General features: G+C 34.2%; 18 protein-coding genes. 9 read left to right on the top strand and 9 right to left on the bottom strand.

Annotated features, from left to right (window positions below; all coding sequences use genetic code 11):
• Positions 1-312: 312 nt before the first annotated feature.
• Complete coding sequence (locus DYH56_RS08745) at positions 313-1743, top strand: Na+/H+ antiporter NhaC family protein (RefSeq protein ID WP_114642461.1); 1431 nt, start codon at positions 313-315, stop codon at positions 1741-1743.
• Positions 1744-1799: 56 nt separating this feature from the next.
• Positions 1800-2783: a D-cysteine desulfhydrase family protein gene (locus DYH56_RS08740; RefSeq protein ID WP_114642460.1), complete on the top strand. Its 984-nt coding sequence runs from the start codon at positions 1800-1802 to the stop codon at positions 2781-2783.
• A gap of 281 nt (positions 2784-3064) precedes the next feature.
• Here the strand turns inward: DYH56_RS08740 and hcp (DYH56_RS08735) are convergent, their stop codons facing one another.
• The 4 genes from hcp (DYH56_RS08735) to DYH56_RS08720 all read right to left on the bottom strand — a co-directional run bounded on the left by hcp (DYH56_RS08735) (position 3065) and on the right by DYH56_RS08720 (position 7893).
• Positions 3065-4714, bottom strand: coding sequence for a hydroxylamine reductase (hcp, locus tag DYH56_RS08735; protein ID WP_114642468.1), 1650 nt, complete (start codon positions 4712-4714; stop codon positions 3065-3067).
• Positions 4715-4908: 194 nt separating this feature from the next.
• Positions 4909-5343: a hypothetical protein gene (locus tag DYH56_RS08730; protein WP_114642459.1), complete on the bottom strand. Its 435-nt coding sequence runs from the start codon at positions 5341-5343 to the stop codon at positions 4909-4911.
• Positions 5344-5541: 198 nt separating this feature from the next.
• Positions 5542-7209: a hydroxylamine reductase gene (hcp, locus tag DYH56_RS08725; protein ID WP_114642458.1), complete on the bottom strand. Its 1668-nt coding sequence runs from the start codon at positions 7207-7209 to the stop codon at positions 5542-5544.
• A gap of 189 nt (positions 7210-7398) precedes the next feature.
• Complete coding sequence (locus DYH56_RS08720) at positions 7399-7893, bottom strand: deoxycytidylate deaminase (RefSeq protein WP_114642457.1); 495 nt, start codon at positions 7891-7893, stop codon at positions 7399-7401.
• A gap of 145 nt (positions 7894-8038) precedes the next feature.
• Here DYH56_RS08720 and DYH56_RS08715 point away from each other — a divergent pair, with 145 nt between their 5' ends.
• The 4 genes from DYH56_RS08715 to DYH56_RS08700 all read left to right on the top strand — a co-directional run bounded on the left by DYH56_RS08715 (position 8039) and on the right by DYH56_RS08700 (position 11285).
• Positions 8039-8647, top strand: coding sequence for a cytochrome c biogenesis protein CcdA (locus tag DYH56_RS08715; protein ID WP_114642456.1), 609 nt, complete (start codon positions 8039-8041; stop codon positions 8645-8647).
• A gap of 172 nt (positions 8648-8819) precedes the next feature.
• Positions 8820-9185 (top strand): hypothetical protein, encoded by a 366-nt coding sequence (locus DYH56_RS08710; protein ID WP_114642455.1) that lies wholly within the window; start codon positions 8820-8822, stop codon positions 9183-9185.
• Positions 9186-9198: 13 nt separating this feature from the next.
• Positions 9199-10587, top strand: coding sequence for a sensor histidine kinase (locus tag DYH56_RS08705; RefSeq protein ID WP_114642454.1), 1389 nt, complete (start codon positions 9199-9201; stop codon positions 10585-10587).
• A gap of 29 nt (positions 10588-10616) precedes the next feature.
• Positions 10617-11285, top strand: coding sequence for a response regulator transcription factor (locus DYH56_RS08700; protein ID WP_114642453.1), 669 nt, complete (start codon positions 10617-10619; stop codon positions 11283-11285).
• 95 nt (positions 11286-11380) lie between these two features.
• Here DYH56_RS08700 and frr read toward each other — a convergent pair whose 3' ends face one another.
• The 4 genes from frr to rpsB all read right to left on the bottom strand — a co-directional run bounded on the left by frr (position 11381) and on the right by rpsB (position 14471).
• Positions 11381-11938 carry a ribosome recycling factor gene (frr, locus tag DYH56_RS08695; protein ID WP_114642452.1) on the bottom strand — a complete coding sequence of 186 codons (558 nt, stop codon included), beginning with the start codon at positions 11936-11938 and terminating at the stop codon, positions 11381-11383.
• Between the two features lie 24 nt (positions 11939-11962).
• The gene (pyrH, locus tag DYH56_RS08690; RefSeq protein WP_114642451.1) at positions 11963-12676 is read right to left on the bottom strand and encodes a UMP kinase; all 714 of its coding nucleotides are present in this window, start codon (positions 12674-12676) and stop codon (positions 11963-11965) included.
• 77 nt (positions 12677-12753) lie between these two features.
• Positions 12754-13638, bottom strand: coding sequence for a translation elongation factor Ts (gene tsf / locus DYH56_RS08685; protein ID WP_114642450.1), 885 nt, complete (start codon positions 13636-13638; stop codon positions 12754-12756).
• Positions 13639-13757: 119 nt separating this feature from the next.
• Positions 13758-14471, bottom strand: a complete 714-nt coding sequence (gene rpsB, locus DYH56_RS08680; protein ID WP_114642449.1) for a 30S ribosomal protein S2 — start codon at positions 14469-14471, stop codon at positions 13758-13760.
• 264 nt (positions 14472-14735) lie between these two features.
• Here rpsB and DYH56_RS08675 point away from each other — a divergent pair, with 264 nt between their 5' ends.
• The 3 genes from DYH56_RS08675 (at position 14736) to DYH56_RS08665 (ending at position 18088) form a co-directional block, all read left to right on the top strand.
• Positions 14736-15770, top strand: coding sequence for a PTS sugar transporter subunit IIC (locus DYH56_RS08675; RefSeq protein WP_114642448.1), 1035 nt, complete (start codon positions 14736-14738; stop codon positions 15768-15770).
• A gap of 266 nt (positions 15771-16036) precedes the next feature.
• A complete protein-coding gene (locus DYH56_RS08670; protein WP_114642447.1) occupies positions 16037-16702 on the top strand; it encodes a response regulator transcription factor in 666 nt (221 codons plus the stop codon).
• A gap of 3 nt (positions 16703-16705) precedes the next feature.
• Positions 16706-18088: a sensor histidine kinase gene (locus DYH56_RS08665; RefSeq protein WP_114642446.1), complete on the top strand. Its 1383-nt coding sequence runs from the start codon at positions 16706-16708 to the stop codon at positions 18086-18088.
• A 59-nt stretch (positions 18089-18147) separates the two neighbouring features.
• Here DYH56_RS08665 and DYH56_RS08660 read toward each other — a convergent pair whose 3' ends face one another.
• A complete protein-coding gene (locus tag DYH56_RS08660; RefSeq protein ID WP_233500018.1) occupies positions 18148-18705 on the bottom strand; it encodes a tetratricopeptide repeat protein in 558 nt (185 codons plus the stop codon).
• Positions 18706-18714: the final 9 nt, after the last annotated feature.

Genomic DNA, 18714 nt, shown 5'->3' with positions numbered 1-18714 from the left:
CACCATGGACACCTTATCATGTTCAACGGAAGCAACTGGAGAGTAGAAAATTCATTATCGTTATTGAAGTGATCAGTGGTGACTTTTTAAATTGCAACACCGCTGACATTTAAAGTTGCAAAACACACTTTATAATTTAATATTTAACCCATATATGTATTTTGTAAATAAATTTTATACTTTTTTCAATTATGAGAATTAAAATTGTAAAAATTGTTAATGTTAAAGGTTTAGTAATCAGTTCAACAATACTTACATTATTATCACAGAAATAAAAATGCGTATATAGGCGCATACGGGAGGAATAAATTTATGGAATATGGAATATGGAGTGTTTTGCCACCAATTATTGCCATCTTATTGGCTGTAAGAACTAAACAGGTATTTATATCACTATTTGCAGGAGTCTTTACTGCTGAGCTTATTATCAGTGGATTTCAACCTGTAACAGCTCTAAATACTTCTTTAAACGGAATTGTAGGAGTATTTGCTGAAGCATGGATTACAAAGACAATAATATTTTCGTTTTTAGTAGGAGCAATTATTACCCTAATTCAAGCGTCTGGTGGGGTAGAGGGATTTATTCATTACCTGACAATTAAAACTAAAACGATAAAGAATAAACGTGGAGCTATGATGCTAGCCTATATCTTAGGGATAGTTATCTTTGTTGAATCTTCAATTACTATTCTTGTGTCTGGTGTTGTTGCCAGACCACTTACAGATAAATATAAAGTTTCCAGAGAAAATTTAGCATATATCTGTGATTCAACTTCAGCCCCAGTGTGTGCATTGATACCGCTTAATGGTTGGGGAGCTACTCTCCTTGGTATTATTGGTGTTCAAGTAACTGCAGGAGTTATTTCTGGAAATCCTGTTGAGATCTTGGTTAAAAGTTTACCTTATCAATTTTATTCAATGATCACAATACTTTCTGTGTTCTTCTACATTTGGACAGGAAAACACTGGGGACCTATGAAAAAAGCTGAAAACAGGGCATCTAAAGAAGGAAAACTTATGAGAGATGGAGCTATTCCATTGGTATCTACAGACACTACCGAAATAAAAACCAAAGAGGGTGTTTCTCCACACATGATGAACATGTTACTCCCTCTTATAGTCCTTATCTTTATGATACCTTTTTCACTTTATATTACAGGTAACGGAAACATGATGGCTGGATCAGGATCTACATCTGTATTTTGGGCAGTATTAGGTTCACTTGTTTTCTCAGGTATCCTCTACATATCCAAGAAAATATTTACACTGAATGAATATATGAATCTTTTCTACAAGGGTGTTGGTGGAATGGTTCCAGTTGCTTCTCTACTCATATTTGCTTTTGCAATTGGGAATTCTATAAATACCCTCGGAACAGGAGAATACTTAGCAAGCATTGTAGCAGGCAAAGTCCATGGAGGTTTTGGACCTGCAATAGTTTTTATAATTTCAGGTATAATTGCTTTTTCAACAGGAACGTCCTGGGGAACTTTTGCAATTATGATACCTATAGCCCTTCAAATGTCAGTTGCTATTGATGCAAATATATTTGCAGCTATCGGTGCTGTAGTCTCTGGAGCTATTATGGGAGATCATTGCTCACCAATTTCAGATACAACTATACTATCTTCGATGGCTTCAGCTTCGGATCATATTGATCATGTAGAGACACAGTTACCCTATGCTCTTCTAAATGCTTTAATATCCACCTTACTCTTCTTAGCAGTAGGATTTTGGGGATAAAATAAGCTGATAGGACAGTTAATAAAAATAATAAATTTAAATTAAGGAGAAAAAATATGAAAATGCCAAAAAAAATAAAATGTATCAATATGCAGACTCCTATAATGAAACTTGAAAATCTTTCTAAAGAATTAGGCAGTGAAATATATATTAAAAGAGATGATTTTACAGGAATTGAGTTCAGTGGAAATAAGGTTAGAAAACTAGAATATGTATTAAAAGATGCCCTAGATCAGGGGGCTGATACTCTCATAACTTGTGGTGGGATTCAATCCAACCATGCTAGAGCAACAGCTGCTCTAGCAGCTAAACTTGGGATGAAATGTTATCTTGTCCTTAGGGGAGATGAAAATGAAAGAATTGAGGGTAACAGATTTTTAAGCCTTCTTCTAGGAGCTCAAATAAAGTTTATATCTAAAGAAGATTATGGTGAAAATAGGGATGAAATTATGAATAAACTAGCAAAAAACCTAGAAACAGAAGGTCTAAAGCCATATATTATTCCAGAAGGAGCCTCTAATGGTCTAGGGAATTTTGGTTATCTCAATGCAGGTTTTGAAATCATGGAACAAGAAAAAGAGATGGGAGTCGAGTTTGATCTCATAGTTACAGCAGTTGGTTCAGGTTCCACCTATGGAGGGCTTTTTCTGGCAGATAAGATAAAAAAAGGAGTAAGTAGAGCGGTAGGATTTAATGTATGCAATGATGCCCCTACATTTGTAAAGAGGATAGATGGCTATCTCAAAGACACTTTTAAAATTTTAGAAGAACAAATTGATTATTCCACAGATGAAATAAAAATAATAGATGGATATGTAGGAAACGGCTATGGGCTCAGCCGAAATGAGGAGATTGAATTTATTAAAAAATTTGCTAAGATGGAAGGAATAATCCTAGATCCAGTTTATACAGGTAAATCCATGTATGGTTTCTATAATGAATTTAAAAAAGGAACATTCAAAGGTAAGAAAAAGATACTTTTCATTCATACAGGAGGATTATATGGTATTTTTTCCAAATCTGATCTTTTTAAATTTTAGGAGGATATTAAGTTGGTATACAATAATTTTTATTATTGCTGTATTCGCAATTATCTTATCAGGAGCTGGAGCCACACTAAATCAGAGCTATGGTATAATGACTCTTTTAGCTAATGGGACCATACTTTTGGGCTAAATAAACTCATTGATGTTGTTGGTACTCTTGGACCGGTATTATTTATCAAAATCATTATATTTTTTCACAAAATAAATTAAGGAGTGATAATTAAAATTATCACTCCTTATTCCATAAAAATCTTTTTTAAAAATTCTAAATTCTATTATTCACCCATAAATAATTTGATATCGTCCTCTACAGATCCAATTCCCGCTATACCAAAGTTTTTAACCAGTACGTCTGCAACTGTCGGCGACAAGAATCCCGGTAATGTCGGCCCTAAATGGATATTTTTTACCCCCAATGATAATAGAGCTAACAACACGATTACTGCTTTTTGCTCATACCATGCAATATTATATGCAATCGGCAGTTCATTTACATCGTTTAATTCAAATACTTCTTTTAATTTAAGAGCTATAAGAGCTAATGAGTAAGAGTCATTACATTGTCCCGCATCTAATAATCTAGGAATCCCGCCGATATCTCCTAATGCTAATTTGTTGTATCTGTATTTTGCACAACCTGCCGTTAAGATTACCGTATCCTTTGGTAAGTTATCTGCAAATTTTGTATAATAATCTCTGGATGGCATCCTTCCGTCACAACCTGCCATTACAAAGAACTTCTTGATTGCACCACTCTTAACTGCATCTACTACCTTATCAGCCAATGCAAATACCTGCTCATGGGCAAAACCGCCTACGATAGATCCCTCTTCAATTTGAATCGGAGGTTTACAAGTCTTGGCCATCTCAATTACTTTAGAGAAGTTTTTTGTTCCATCTGCATTTACTGCAATCCTCTCCCATCCCGGGTATCCTGCTGCATTTGTAGTAAATACCTTCCCATCATAGGATGCTCCTACCTTAGGTGGCACTATACAGTTGGTTGTAAAGATGATGGGCCCGTTGAAAGTTTCAAATTCCTCTCTCTGCTTCCACCATGAATTTCCATAGTTACCCACCAGATGTTTGAATTTCTTCAACTTTGGATAATAGTGTGTCGGCAGCATCTCTGAATGGGTATACACGTCTATACCAGTTCCCTCAGTCTGCTCCAATAATTGAACCATGTCATTGAGATCGTGCCCGGATACCAAGATTCCAGGATTAGTCCCCACACCTATATTAACATTTGTTATTTCAGGATTTCCAAATGTTCCGGTATTTGCTTTATCTAATAATGCCATTGCTTCTACTCCAAATTTACCAGTTTCTAACACCAATGCCACTAAGTCATCCACCGACAGAGTGTCGTCCAATGTAGATGCCAATGCTTTTTCCATAAACATTACTATCTCTTTCTTTTTATACCCTAAATTATTGGCATGTTCATAGTAAGCTGCCATTCCTTTTAGCCCGTATATTGTTAACTCTCTCAGGGATCTTACATCTTCATTTTCAGTTGACAATACTCCTATGCTGAGAGCTTTAGCCTGCATCTCTTCCATGGTAGCTACCGTAAACGTAAGCACATCATGGTCGGCTAACCTATTAGGTACACAGCCACCTTCTTTTAACCCCTCTCTGATTTCAAGTCCTTTTCTGATCTCCACTGCAATGGCCTCATCATCAAAGTTAGAATTTGTAACTGTGATAAATAATGAATTAGTAATAAAGTAATCTACCCCCTTGCAGATCTCACAGTCATCTCTGTGCTCTAACGGATGCCCCTCCCTCAGGATTGAGATTCCTTTTAAGGTATATATCAGCAAATCTTGTAAATTAGCAGTCTCAGGTTGTTTTCCGCATACTCCTGCTACTGTACAGCCTGTATTATTTGCCGCTTCCTGACATTGATAACAAAACATCGGTACTTTTTCATCTTTTACAACGATGTTTTTCATGTCCTCTTTGATTTCCTTTGCCAGTTCCTTTTCCTTTGCAAAAAATCTTTTTAGTCTGTCCCATGCCATCTAATATCCCCTCCATTAAAATAAATATATCGTTACAATATATACGGATATAATCTTATAATTCCTTTTTTTATCTTTTACTTATTTTTCTATTTTTTCCCCTTTTCAATAACTCTATCTACCCCATTTTTCACCTCTACCTTGACTCTTTTCCCTATTTTTTTCCCCTTTTCAATAACTTTATCCGTATCCTCTTCCACTTCTTTTTTGATTCCTCTTCCTATTTCCTTCCCCTTCACAATAACTTTGTCCACTCCTTCTTTAGCTCTTATTTCTCTTCCCTTCTCTACGATTTTATCCGTCCCCTCTTCCACTTCTTTTTTGATTCCCCTTCCTAACTGCTTACCTTTTTCAATAACTTTTTCTGTTTTTTTTTCAATTTTTTTTCCATTCTCAATAACCTTGCCTACTCCCTCTTTAAATCCTATTTCTAGCTCCTTACCTTTTTCAATAACTTTTTCTACTCCCTCTTTAATTTCTTTTTCCGTTTCTTTTTCAATTTTTTTTAGTCTGTCCCATGTCATCTCATATCCCCTCCATCAAAAATTAATTTATCGTTAATATATACAGGATACAATCTTAGATTCCTTTTTTTTTAATATCTCCATGGGAGTTTTCTTTGGATCGATGCACAATTAAAATTCTTGCTGTTCCAGTTTATATCCGAAATGCAAACATAAAAATACCCCCCTCTTTAAAGAGGGGGGATACAAGGATAGATTTTACTCACCCATGAATAATTTGATATCTTCATCTACAGATCCGATTCCTGCTATTCCAAAGTTTTCAACTAATACGTTTACTACTGCCGGGGATAAGAATCCTGGTAATGTAGGTCCTAAGTGGATATTCTTTACACCCAGGTGTAATAACGCCAACAATACGATTACTGCTTTTTGCTCATACCATGCAATATTGTATGCGATCGGTAATTCATTTACATCATTTAATTGGAATACTTCTTTTAATTTAAGAGCTATAAGAGCTAAAGAATAAGAGTCGTTACACTGACCTGCATCTAATACTCTGGGAATTCCGCCGATATCTCCTAAATTTAATTTGTTGTATCTATATTTTGCACAACCTGCCGTTAAGATTACCGTATCCTTTGGTAACTTATCTGCAAATTCAGTATAATAATCTCTTGATTTCATCCTTCCGTCACAACCTGCCATTACGAAGAACTTCTTGATTGCTCCGGTTTTAACTGCATCTACTACCTTATCTGCTAATGCGAATACCTGCTCATGTGCAAACCCGCCTACGATAGTTCCTTCCTCAATTTGAGTTGGTGCTTCACAAGTCTTTGCCATCTCTATAATTTCAGAGAAATCTTTATTTCCATTTTCATCTTCTTTTATACTAACCCATCCCGGGTATCCGGCTGCATTTGTAGTAAATACTTTACCTTCATATGACGCTCCAGCTTTTGGAGGTACGATACAGTTTGTAGTGAATAAGATAGGTCCGTTAAATGATTCGAACTCCTCTTTTTGTTTCCACCATGCGTTCCCGTAGTTACCTACCAGGTGATCATATTTCTTTAACTCAGGGTAGTAATGAGCCGGTAACATCTCTGAATGAGTATAGATATCCACTCCAGTTCCTTTTGTCTGCTCCAATAATTGAACTATGTCGTTAAGATCATGTCCGGAAATTAAGATTCCAGGGTTTGATTTTGTTCCAATGTTTACCTCGGTTAGTTCAGGGTTTCCAAATCTTCCTGTATTAGCGCCATCCAATAATGCCATTACGTCTACACCGTATTTTCCTGTTTCCAGTACTAATCCTACTAATTCATCCACCGATAAAGTATCGTCCAATGTAGAAACCAATGCTTTTTCCATGAACATTACGATCTCTTGATTTTTATACCCTAAGTTTACTGAATGCTCATAGTATGCTGCCATTCCTTTTAATCCGTATATTGTTAATTCTCTCAGTGATCTGATATCTTCATTTTCAGTTGCTAGCACTCCTACCGATAACGATTTAGCCTGCATCTCTTTCATACTAGTCACTGTAAAAGTAAGTGCATCGTGATTTTTTAATCTCTTTGGAGTTCTTCCCAATTCAATAAATTTAGCCTTTATTTCTTCTCTTAATGCTAATCCTTCCGTAACTTGAGCTGCGATGGCTTCGTCATCAAAGTTAGCATTTGTTATAGTTGTAAATAATGCATTAGTTAAGTAATAATCAATTTTTTCAGAGTGATCACAAGATTTTCTTGTTTCTAAATCAATTCCTTCCCTTAAAATAGCTATTGATTTAGCTGTGTATATTAATAAGTCCTGTAAATTAGAAGTTTCCGGCTTCTTCCCGCAAACACCTGCTATTGTACATCCAGTTCCTTTTGCTGTTTCCTGACATTGGTAACAAAACATTGACATATTATCTCCTCCATTTTTTTTGACTCTTTCCCTGTTGGCGTTTTCTCTTCTTAAAAGAAAACTATTGCTATATACTTTAGCTTTAGTTTCCTTAACGAAGGGAAACTATAAGAAGGAAGAGTAATTTCTATAACTGATTATACCAGTAAGAAAAGAAAAAAATCGGTAACATAGGTTACCGATCTAAAATTAAATTAAATTTTCATCTAAAGAGATACAGATCTCCATCTTTCTTGGAATTAATTTAGTATATTTTACCCCTGCACTGTCCAAAAGCATCTTAGATGCCCTGTTAGAGTCTGTTCCGTTATATTTATCCGAAAGGTAGACTATCTTCTTTATTCCACTTTGAATTATCGACTTAGCACACTCATGGCAGGGAAATAACCCTACATATATGGTGCAGTTTTTTAAATTTTTTATACTGTTTAAGATTGCATTCTGTTCTGCATGCATGACAAAGGGGTATTTAGTCTCTAAAAATCCTCCTTCCCTCCCCCACGGAAACTCTTCATCGGAACATCCCTTGGGAAAACCATTGTATCCTGCTCCAACAATTTTTTTATCTTCATTTATTATACAAGCCCCAACCTGGGTACTTGGATCTTTACTTCTCTGCCCGGATAAAACTGCTATTCCCATAAAATATTCATCCCAGCTCAGATAATCTTCTCTTTTATTCATAAATATACCCTCCTATCTCATTACTTTATTATTCTAATTATACTATATCTTACCCGAACCATAAAGTTATTATCTCACCTATACAGGAGTTTTGTATCATTTTGAGTATATAATTTTAAGAATAAAAAAATTAGGAGGAATATTTATGATCTATTTCATTGCCTTTACTTTAGGGCTTTCAGGATTTTTTCATCCATGCTTCATTGGGACTATAACTACATTTTATGCTGCCCTGGTCCTGGTTAAAGAGAAGAAAAAATTTATTTTGGGGAGTATCCTGGGAATAATTATTATCAATTTTTCATTTTTATTTTTTACCGATCTTTTAAGTCATATCTTCCACCAGAGGATATTTAATTATATTATCGGCGGGATGTTTATTCTCTTTGGGCTTATGTTTTTAGGGGTTATAAAGCATCAACATTCCCACCTTCTCCTTTCTGCAGAGAGGATAAAAAACGCAAATCCTGTCTTAGTGGGGATTTTTGTTGTTTTTTCATGGATTCAATCCTTTGCTCATATCTTTATCCCCATGGTTCCTTTAATTTCCAAGACAAACTCCTATTTGAGATTTTTTATAATCATACCCTATGTTATAGGATTAACTATACCGGTTACTTTATTTAATTTTCTGCCTCTGCAATTTAAAGAAAAACACAGACAGAAATATACTAAAATCATTGGAATAATCCTAATCATCTTAGGTATCTTTATCAGTTTCAATCTATTTGAAGAAATCGAACACCTGGTTTGAACAGATTTAATTTTCAAATTTTAGCTGCAACTTCTGTACTTATTTATGGTATTACCTTATAATTTATAGAATTTTTTTTTACTTTTTTATCTTTTCTAAGAAAATTCTAAACTTAAAGTGTTACTATTGTAGATATATATTAAATTTTAAAAATATAACTAGGAGATACTCTATGAACAAAAAAATAATCTTCACTTTCATGCTTTTTACTCTAATTTGTTCTACATCCTATGGATCTTTGAATAAAATTTCTTTTACCGATGGTTTAAATACTCTAAATTTAGAGTATACTATTAATATAGGTCCATCTGAAGCTATCATAGAATTTTATATTCCGACTATTTTAGATTACTATCATTGGAACAGGTATAATAAGTTTAGGTTTGACAAAGACGTATTTAACCTTATCCTTAAATGCGGTCTTTATAATACCGATAAAAATATCGATATTATAGTCAGGTCTAAATTTTTCCCGTTAAATAATAAGATCTTATATTCAAAAAAATATAATTTCGAACATCAAAAAAACATTCCATAAGGGAGTACTATCCATGAAAAAATTTAGTTTTTTTAATAAAATTTCTACCAAGATAGCCATGTCCTTTTCCCTTACATTTGTTTTGACTCTATTGGTATTAAATCTTATCATCTATATCTCTGTTACGACACACACCAATACCTTAGAGCAGTCTCTTGTTATCGCCAGGAAAGAAGTTATCTTAGGGGAAGTTAATAATATACTCTCCTCTTCTCCCAGGCTGGGAGAAGAGGAAATTTCAAATATTATAGATAAGGCGACCTCCCATAGAGATCAAATATATGTTAATTTTAAATTTCCCAATAAAACTTATCAAAGTTTTAAAAAAATCAGCCTTCCCTATACTATCGATATCGATCAGGTAGGAGAGTACCACTTTATTAAGTTAAAAAAAAATAGATTTTTTTATCTGAATACCATGGTAAAAGCTCCCTCTGGGGAGAAAATATATATACAGTTGATCAGTGATCTAAAGTCTTCTGATTCCCTTATAGATGCTCTGACATCCACCATGCTTTTAATCGATTTAGCCGGTTTTATTTTCGCCATTGTCACTGGAGTTTTTTTTGCAAAAAAAACTTTAAAACCAATAAACTCAATAGCAGATACCGCTGAATTAATAAACCGGCATAATCTGAATAAAAGAATTGAGGCCTCTAACCATGACGATGAAATTGGAAGGTTAATCAAGGTTATAAATGATATGATGGAAAGATTGGAACGCTCTTTTGAAAATCAAACAAAATTTATTTCCGATGCATCCCACGAGCTGAGAACACCCCTTTCCATTATAAATGGATATGTGGACCTGCTCAATCAATGGGGAGTCGGCAATAAGGAACTTACAGAGGAAGCTCTTTCTTCTATAAAGGAGGAGATCTTTAATATGACCGATCTTATGGAAAAGCTTTTATTCATTGCCCGGGAAGAAAATACCAGGTATAATTTAAATTCAACAGATGTCGATGTTCCCAGCCTGCTCAAAAGAGTTTATAAGGAATTTAAGATGATCGATAAAAAACATGCTTATTCAATCCATAATATCCCTGAATTTCATGGGTTTATTGATGAAAAATTAATTTTACAGGCAGTTCGGGCTATAATAGAAAATTCTATAAAATATACACCTAAAAATAAACAGATAACTATTTCCTGTGAAAAAGGAAAAAGTCATTTTAAAATCATAGTTTCAGATGAAGGAATTGGTATTCCCAAAAAACATATTCCAAAATTATTCAATAGATTCTATAGGGTAGATGAAGCTAGGACTAAGGATACAGGTGGAAATGGTTTAGGACTTTCTATCGTAAAAAGTATTGTAGATATACATAATGGTAATATTTTTATAGATAGCGAGGTCAATAAGGGAACTACTGTGACTCTTAAACTTCCAATACAATAAGATTAAGTATAAATAACTAGGGGGAATTTATGTATAATATTTTAATAGTAGAAGATGAAACTAAGATAGCTCGTTTAATGGAATTACACTTAACATATGAAGGATATAAGGTAGATGTAGCCAACGATGGATTTGAAGCTTTAAACAAGATCAGAGAAAAAACATATGATGTAGTTATTCTGGACTGGATGCTTCCCAAAGTCGAAGGACCCAAGGTGTGCCAAGAGATCAAGAAGTTCTATCCTGAAACTATAGTTATCATGGTTACAGCCAAAGACGACATCACCGATAAGATTACCGGATTTGAATTCGGGGCCGATGATTACTTAACTAAACCTTTTGAATCCTTGGAACTGTCTGCAAGAATCAAAGCACACCTTAGAAAAATTCATCGCCAGGATACAACATATCAAATGACTGTGAAAGACCTTACTTTGGATCTTTCCAGGTTTGTGGCTATCAGAGGCGATAGGGATATCAAATTATCTAAAACAGAATTTGAACTCTTAAAATTCTTAATTGAAAACAAAGGTATAGTTCTGACCCGGAATAAGATCTTGGTCAATGTATGGGGGTATGACGGCAGTGACAGTATCCTGGATGTGTATATCAAGTATCTGAGGGATAAGATCGACAAAGATTTCCCTGTAAAATTAATTAAAACTATCAGAGGGATAGGGTTTACCATAGAGAAATAACTAAAAAAGACCATTCAATCGAATGGTCTTTTGCTTTCCCTAAAAACTATCTTATCCCCCTCTCTTTAATTTAGGAGAGGGGTATGGGTGAGGTCTTATACAGTTGTGATCTCTTTTTCTTTCTTCTTGAATAATTCATCTACTGTTTTGATATAGTCATCTGTAAGTTTTTGAACATCATCTTCAAAAGCTTTTAACTCATCTTGAGTGATATCTCCATCTTTTTCAGCGGCTCTTAATTTATTGTTGATGTCTTTTCTTATACCTCTAATCGCTATTTTTCCAGCTTCTGCTTCAGTTTTAGCCATTTTAGCATATTCTTTTCTTCTTTCAGCTGTTAATTCAGGTATAGATAATCTTACTACTTTACCGTCATTATTAGGAGTTAGTCCTAAGTTAGCCAAGTTGATTGCTTTTTCAATTGCAGGAATTACAGTCTTATCCCAAGGATCGATAACTAATAATCTTGCTTCTGGAGCAGATACATTTCCTACTTGGTTTAACGGCATTTCGCTTCCATACTGAGATACTTTTACGTCAGCTAACATAGCTACGTTTGCTCTACCTGCTCTTATTGTTGAAAATCTATGTTTTGTTGAGTCGATAGCTTTTTCCATTCTTTCTTTAGTTTCTGTTATTAATATTTTTGACATCTTATTCCCTCCATCGATTTATTTTTATTTTACTACCGTTGTTCCTATGACTTCTCCAAATACTGCTTTCTTAATATTCCCATCCACCAATGAATCAAATACTAAGATTGGAAGGTCATTATCCATGCATAATGAAATTGCTGCTGTATCCATTACTTTTAGACCTTGAGCTATAACTTCTGAATATGTAATTGTATCATATTTTTTTGCATCTGCATATTTAGCCGGATCCTTATCAAATATTCCATCTACTTTAGTTCCTTTCATTACGATATCAGCATCTATTTCCATAGCTCTCAAGGCTGCTGCTGTATCTGTTGTAAAATATGGATTTCCTGTTCCTGCACCAAATATTACCACTCTTCCTTTTTCCAAGTGTCTTTGAGCTTTTCTCTTTATAAAGGGTTCTGCTACCTTAGGAATTTCTAATCCTGTTTGAACTCTTGTTTGAACTCCTAATTTTTCAATTGTATTCTGCAATGCAAGTGCATTGATTACTGTAGCTAACATTCCCATATGGTCGCCGGTTACCCTGTCGATTCCCTGTTCCTCGCCAGACAGGCCTCTAAAGATGTTTCCTCCACCAATAACAACTCCTACTTCTATTCCCAGATCAGCTAATTCAACTATCTGCCTAGAAAACATATTTATCATGTGAGATGAAATCCCATATTCCTGTTCTCCCATCAAAGCCTCTCCGCTTAATTTTAAAAGAACTCTTTTATATTTTGGTGTCATATTTCCTCCTGGATTTTAAAAGTAATTTTTACTCTGCTGAAAAAAAGAGGCATAACAAAAGTTATACCCCTAAAAGATTATCCGTTAATTTGAGCTGCAACTTCTGCTGCGAAATCTTCAACTTTCTTTTCAATCCCTTCTCCAACTTTAAATCTAGAGAATCCTTTTACTGTTATATCTCCTGCAAATTGCTCTACAGTTTCTTTATTTTCTGCTCTTACGTAAACTTGCTTAACTAAACAAGATTCTTCGTAGAACTTTCTTTCTTTACCTTTTAAGATGTTGTCAATTATTTTTTCAGGCTTTCCTTCTTCCGTTAATTGAACTCTAGCTATTTCCATCTCTCTCTTTAAATCTTCAGTAGTTACATTTTCAGGAGCTAAGTAACCAGGATCCATAGCTGCTACGTGCATAGCGATTCCTTTCGCTTTTTCTACGTTTTCAGGAGTAGCTTCACCAGTCATTTCGATGATAACACCTAATTTTCCACCCATATGGTTATAAGTAGTTACGAAACCTTCAGCAGTAACTGACTCTAATCTTCTTAAGTTCATGTTTTCACCGATCTTAGCGATTAAGTTAGTTAATCTTGTTTCAATAGTTTCACCGTTTAATTCTGCAGCTTTTAAAGCTTCTATTGTTGTAATTCCGTTGTCTAAAGCTAATTTTACAGCGTCTTTTCCAAATTGAACAAACTCATCATTTTTAGTTACGAAATCTGTTTCTGCATTAAATTCTAAAACTACTGCTGTTTTAGCATCTTCAGTTATTCCGTCAAAAATCATTCCTTCTGCTGCGATTCTTCCTGATTTTTTAGCTGCTTTAGCGATACCTTTCTCTCTTAAGTAATCGATAGCTGCATCTAAGTTTCCTTCTTTTTCTTGTAAAGCTTTTTTACAATCAAGCATTCCTGCCGCTGTGATGTCTCTTAATTCTTTTACCATTTTAGCTGTGATTTTCATTTGGATCCTCCTAAAATTATATTTACAGTCTCAAAGTGACTTTTTTTATTATTGTATATATACATATCAATACAAGAAGAATTGAGTACAGAAGTACTCAATTCCATTTATGTATTTAATTACTTAGTTTCAGCTGGTGCTGCTTCCATACCTTTTCTACCTTCGATGATAGCGTTAGCCATGATAGTAGCCATTAATGTTACTGATCTGATAGCGTCGTCATTTGCTGGAATTGGGAATGTGATAGGATCAGGATCAACGTTTGAGTCAACCATTGCGATTACAGGTATTCCTAATTTGTTAGCTTCTTCAACAGCTAAGAATTCTTTCTTAACGTCTACTACGAAGATTGCTTTAGGAGCTGCTTTCATATCTTTAATTCCACCTAAGTTCTTGTCTAATTTTACTAATTCTTTTCTTAACATAGAAGCTTCCTTCTTTGTGTAAGCTGCATCTAAAGTTCCGTCTGCATCTAATGTTTCTAATTCTTTTAATCTAGCGATTCTAGTTTTGATTGTTTGGAAGTTAGTCATCATTCCACCTAACCATCTATTGTTTACATAGTACATTCCTGCTCTTTCAGCTTGTACTTTTACAGCTTCTTGAGCTTGCTTTTTAGTTCCAACGAATAATACGTCTCCACCGTCAGCTGCTACGTCTCTGATTACGTTATACGCAACTTCGATCATCTTTAAAGATTTGTGTAAGTCTAATACGTGGATTCCGTTTCTTTCTGTGAAGATATATTTCCCCATCTTTGGATTCCATCTCTTAGCTTGATGCCCGAAATGTGCTCCTGCTTCTAATAATTGTTTCATAGTAATTACTGCCATTTTTGTGTTCCTCCTTGAATATTTGTATTTGGTTTTTAAACTTCCGTTAAGCTCGAAACTAGGAGACCAATATAAATTGGCACCTTCCCTAGAAATACCTAACGTGTTAAATAGCTACTAATAATATCATTTTTGTAAGAAAAAGTCAACCTTTTAAATGAATCTACAGGAAGGGAATTACAGCAGCTTTTCTATTTGAATTTTTAATTTTATAATGCTTATGATATAATTATTGTAGTAAAAAAAAATTAAAGGAGTAAAATTATGACAACCAATATCTACAGTTTAAAACAAAAACAAAACATTTTCAAACTGGGAGTAACATACCTAACCAAGGTGTTAAATGGAATGGCTTTAGGACTTTTTTCATCCCTTATAATTGGGCTTATCTTAAAACAAATTGGGGTTTATACAGGGCTTAACTTTCTATCCCACTACGGACAGATAGCTCAATGGATGATGGGTCCTGCTATTGGTGCCGGGGTAGCATATAGTTTAAAAGTTCATCCTTTGGCCATATTTTCAGCTATTATTTGCGGCGCTTTAGGTGCCGGCACTATCACTTCCGGCGGCGGAATAACTATAGGAGAACCTGTGGGAGCTTTTATCGCTTCCCTTGTGGGAGCTGAAATAGGCCGGTTAATAAGCGGTAAGACGAAGTTTGATATCCTTCTCATCCCTTCTCTAACCATTATTTCCGGCGGACTCGCAGCCAGCTTAGTTTCGCCTTTTATGGTGGATTTTATGAAAGAGGTCGGGATATTTATAAATACTCTCACCACTCTTCATCCTATCCCTATGGGAATTACTCTTTCAGTAGTCATGGGAATCATCTTAACCCTGCCTATATCCAGTGCTGCCATCTCAATTTCTCTGGGATTATCAGGAATTGCAGCTGGAGCTGCTACAGTTGGATGCGCTACTCATATGGTCGGGTTTGCAGTTTCCAGCTATAGGGAAAATAAAATCGGAGGATTGGTCTCACAAGGGTTGGGTACCTCCATGCTGCAAGTTCCTAATGTTATCAAAAAACCAGTTATTGCCCTGCCTGTTATCCTCACTTCTGCAATCCTAGGACCCCTGGCAACCACTGTCTTCCATATGGAAAATAATTCAATCGGTGCCGGTATGGGAACTTCCGGATTAGTCGGGCAGATAGCTACCTTTAAAACCATGGGTACAGATGGAATCTTAGGAATTCTACTCCTACACTTTATTCTTCCAGGAATTTTTACTTATTTTATAAGTGAATTCATGAGAAAAAAGAACTGGATTAAATATGGAGATCTGCAACTCTAGATATAAAAAAGGACTTATCCATTATCGATGGAAAGTCCTTTTTTATATTAATTTTTTTTAATATTCCCCCCCGTTTTTTTCCACTCAAAACAATCACCCTTTAAGCTCAATCCCCCCTTAAAATATATTCATATTTTATATGAAAATGTAGTATAATGATTATATACAATACCGTTATTTTTTTAAAAATGGATACCCTAAATTTCTGTTTTTATTAACTTTAAGGGCATTCATAATATTACTTAAACACAAGGAGATGATATACCATGGACAAAATTCTTATTGTTGAAGACGATAACAGCCTTTCACAACTGTTGGAATTTCAATTGAAATATGCTCATTATGATACTGTTATTACCCCTAGGGGAGAGGAAGCGATTAAATTAGTAAAAGAATATGATTACAACTTAATTATTTTAGATCTCATGCTTTTAGACGGAAGTGGAATTGATGTCTGCAAAGAGATCAGAACTTTTTCCGAAGTTCCTATAATTATGCTGACAGCCAAAGACAGCATCAATGATAAGATCTCTGCCTTTGATGCCGGAGCCGATGACTACCTAACTAAACCCTTTGAATTTGCCGAACTTTTAGCTAGAATAAAGGCTAATACTAAAAAATCTAAAAATTCTGAGCCCAAGATTCTTTCTCATAAGGGTATCACTATATTTTTGGATACCTATAGAGCTGAGAGGGATGGGGTAGAATTAAATTTAACAAAAAAAGAATTAAAGATATTACAACTTTTATTGGAGAACAAAGGAAAAGTAATCAGTAAGGAAGAGATCATAAATAAATTATGGCAGGGTTTCTACGAGGAAAACAATAATATTGTATCGGTGTATATCAACTACCTTAGAAATAAAGTAGACAAGGACTTTTCTGAAAAACTAATTGAAAATGTTAGGGGTATCGGATATATAATAAGGTAATTTATGGATAAACATATATCTATTAAACGTACTGTAATCGCTTCCTACCTCTCATCTTTACTGGTTATTTTAATCTCTATCCATATAGTGATTATCCTGGTATTTTTAAATTGGGAAGATAGAAGAATTAAATCCGAAATAAACAAAACTTCCCTTGCAATTCATAGGGAATTAAAAACTGTCAAACATTTAGATAAAGTCTCAACTATAAAATTAATCCATAAAAAAATGGCTGGATTTTCTATAACTCAGAGAACCCAGCCTTCATTACATATTAATTTGATATATGAAAATATTTTTTTTTCCAGTGAATCCATTGAGTCTACCTATGACTATAAAAAAGATTTAGGAAAATTTCAGTTTGTATTAAATAATAAAAACGTCTTAATCATAAAAAATTTATTATTAAAATTTGGAGATAAGGAGATCTATGTTCAGATCTATTCAGATTCAGATGAAGTAAAAAACGATATTATAGCTCTTATAAATTCTCTCTTTTTTTCCAGTATTTTTATCATAATGATCTCCCTCGGTGTGGTGAGAAAGATCGATAAGATCATCCATTCACCCATACATGAGATCACCAAGACTGTAAAAAAAATCAACAGACATGATCTGAGTAAAAGAATCACAATTATAAATCCAAATAATGAGCTGGGAAAACTCTCAATGGTTATAAATGAGATGATTGACAGATTAGATGTATCATTTAAATCTCAAAATAGATTTATTTCCAACGCTTCCCACGAACTCAGAACCCCCCTGGCAGTAATCAAGGGGTATTCCGATCTTTTAAAAGCAGGAGCAAAATCTGATCCTGTTATGGTTGATCGGGGTCTTACAGAAATTTTAAAAGAAGTTAATAACATGGAAAACCTGTTAAAGAAACTTCTTTTCTTAGCTCGAAAGGAAAATAATATATTAAAAAATAATATTGTTCCCTTTGAAATATCTGTTTTAATTCAGGAACTTATGGAAAAGCAACAACTTATAGATAAAGATCATACATATAAAATCATACGAAATAAAACATCTATTTTAAATGCCGATAAAGACCTGATCCTTCAAGCATTAAGAGAATTATTAAAAAACAGCTCTAAATATACACTTGAAAATCGTCAGATCTCCATCGATTCATTCCATAGGAGAAAATATCACTATATAGTGATTAAAGATCAGGGTAAGGGAATTCCCAAAGAAAATTTGAAACACGTCTTCGAAAGGTTTTATATCCAAGATGAAAGTCGAAACAGGCAAAAAAATAGCTTTGGGCTGGGTCTTTCCATTGTAAAAGATATTATCAAACTGCATGATGGAAATATTTATATTGTAAGTGAGCTCAATGTAGGAACTACCGTAACTATTAAACTTCCCAGATCTATTTAATATAAAGAGGAGAGATGATAACCCATCTCTCCTCTTTATATTAAATATTTTAATGGTCTTTATTCTCCTGTCTTTTCTCTTAAAAAGTCTATCTTTTCTTTAACAGCTTCATCTCTTGGATCAATTTCGTAGGCAGCTATATATTCCCTAAGTGCTTTTTTTAATCGTCCCATCCTCTCGTATTTTATAGCAAATTCTACATGGGCATCATAGATATCAAAATCTAAAAATATCGCCAGATCATAAGCTCTTACGGCATCTACTATCCTTCCTATCCTTGAATAAGCATTCCCCAATAAAAAATATACAAATGCGGCTTCTGGGTCTGCATCTAAAGCCTTGTTAAACAGCTTTATAGCCTCTGGGAAATCATCCTTTTCATAGTAAAGATATCCCATGTATGCCATATATTCTCCATTTTTCGGGTCTAATTTCAACATTTTCTTGTAGATCTCTATGGCATCATCTGTTTTTTTTTGAAAACAAAGTATTGCTCCTAGTTCCCTCAACGCCATACGATTATCCGGATTAAAAATCAATTCCGATCTAAGATCCACTCTTCTTTCATCCAGGTTTTCTATCTCATTAATCTCCATAAATATTGCTGTTCTTAACATCTCTCTCTC

Source organism: Psychrilyobacter piezotolerans, assembly GCF_003391055.1.
GTDB classification, from domain to species: Bacteria; Fusobacteriota; Fusobacteriia; order Fusobacteriales; family Fusobacteriaceae; genus Psychrilyobacter; species Psychrilyobacter piezotolerans.
Note: the sequence above shows the minus strand (reverse complement) of the source record. Positions and strands in the feature narration are given on the sequence as shown.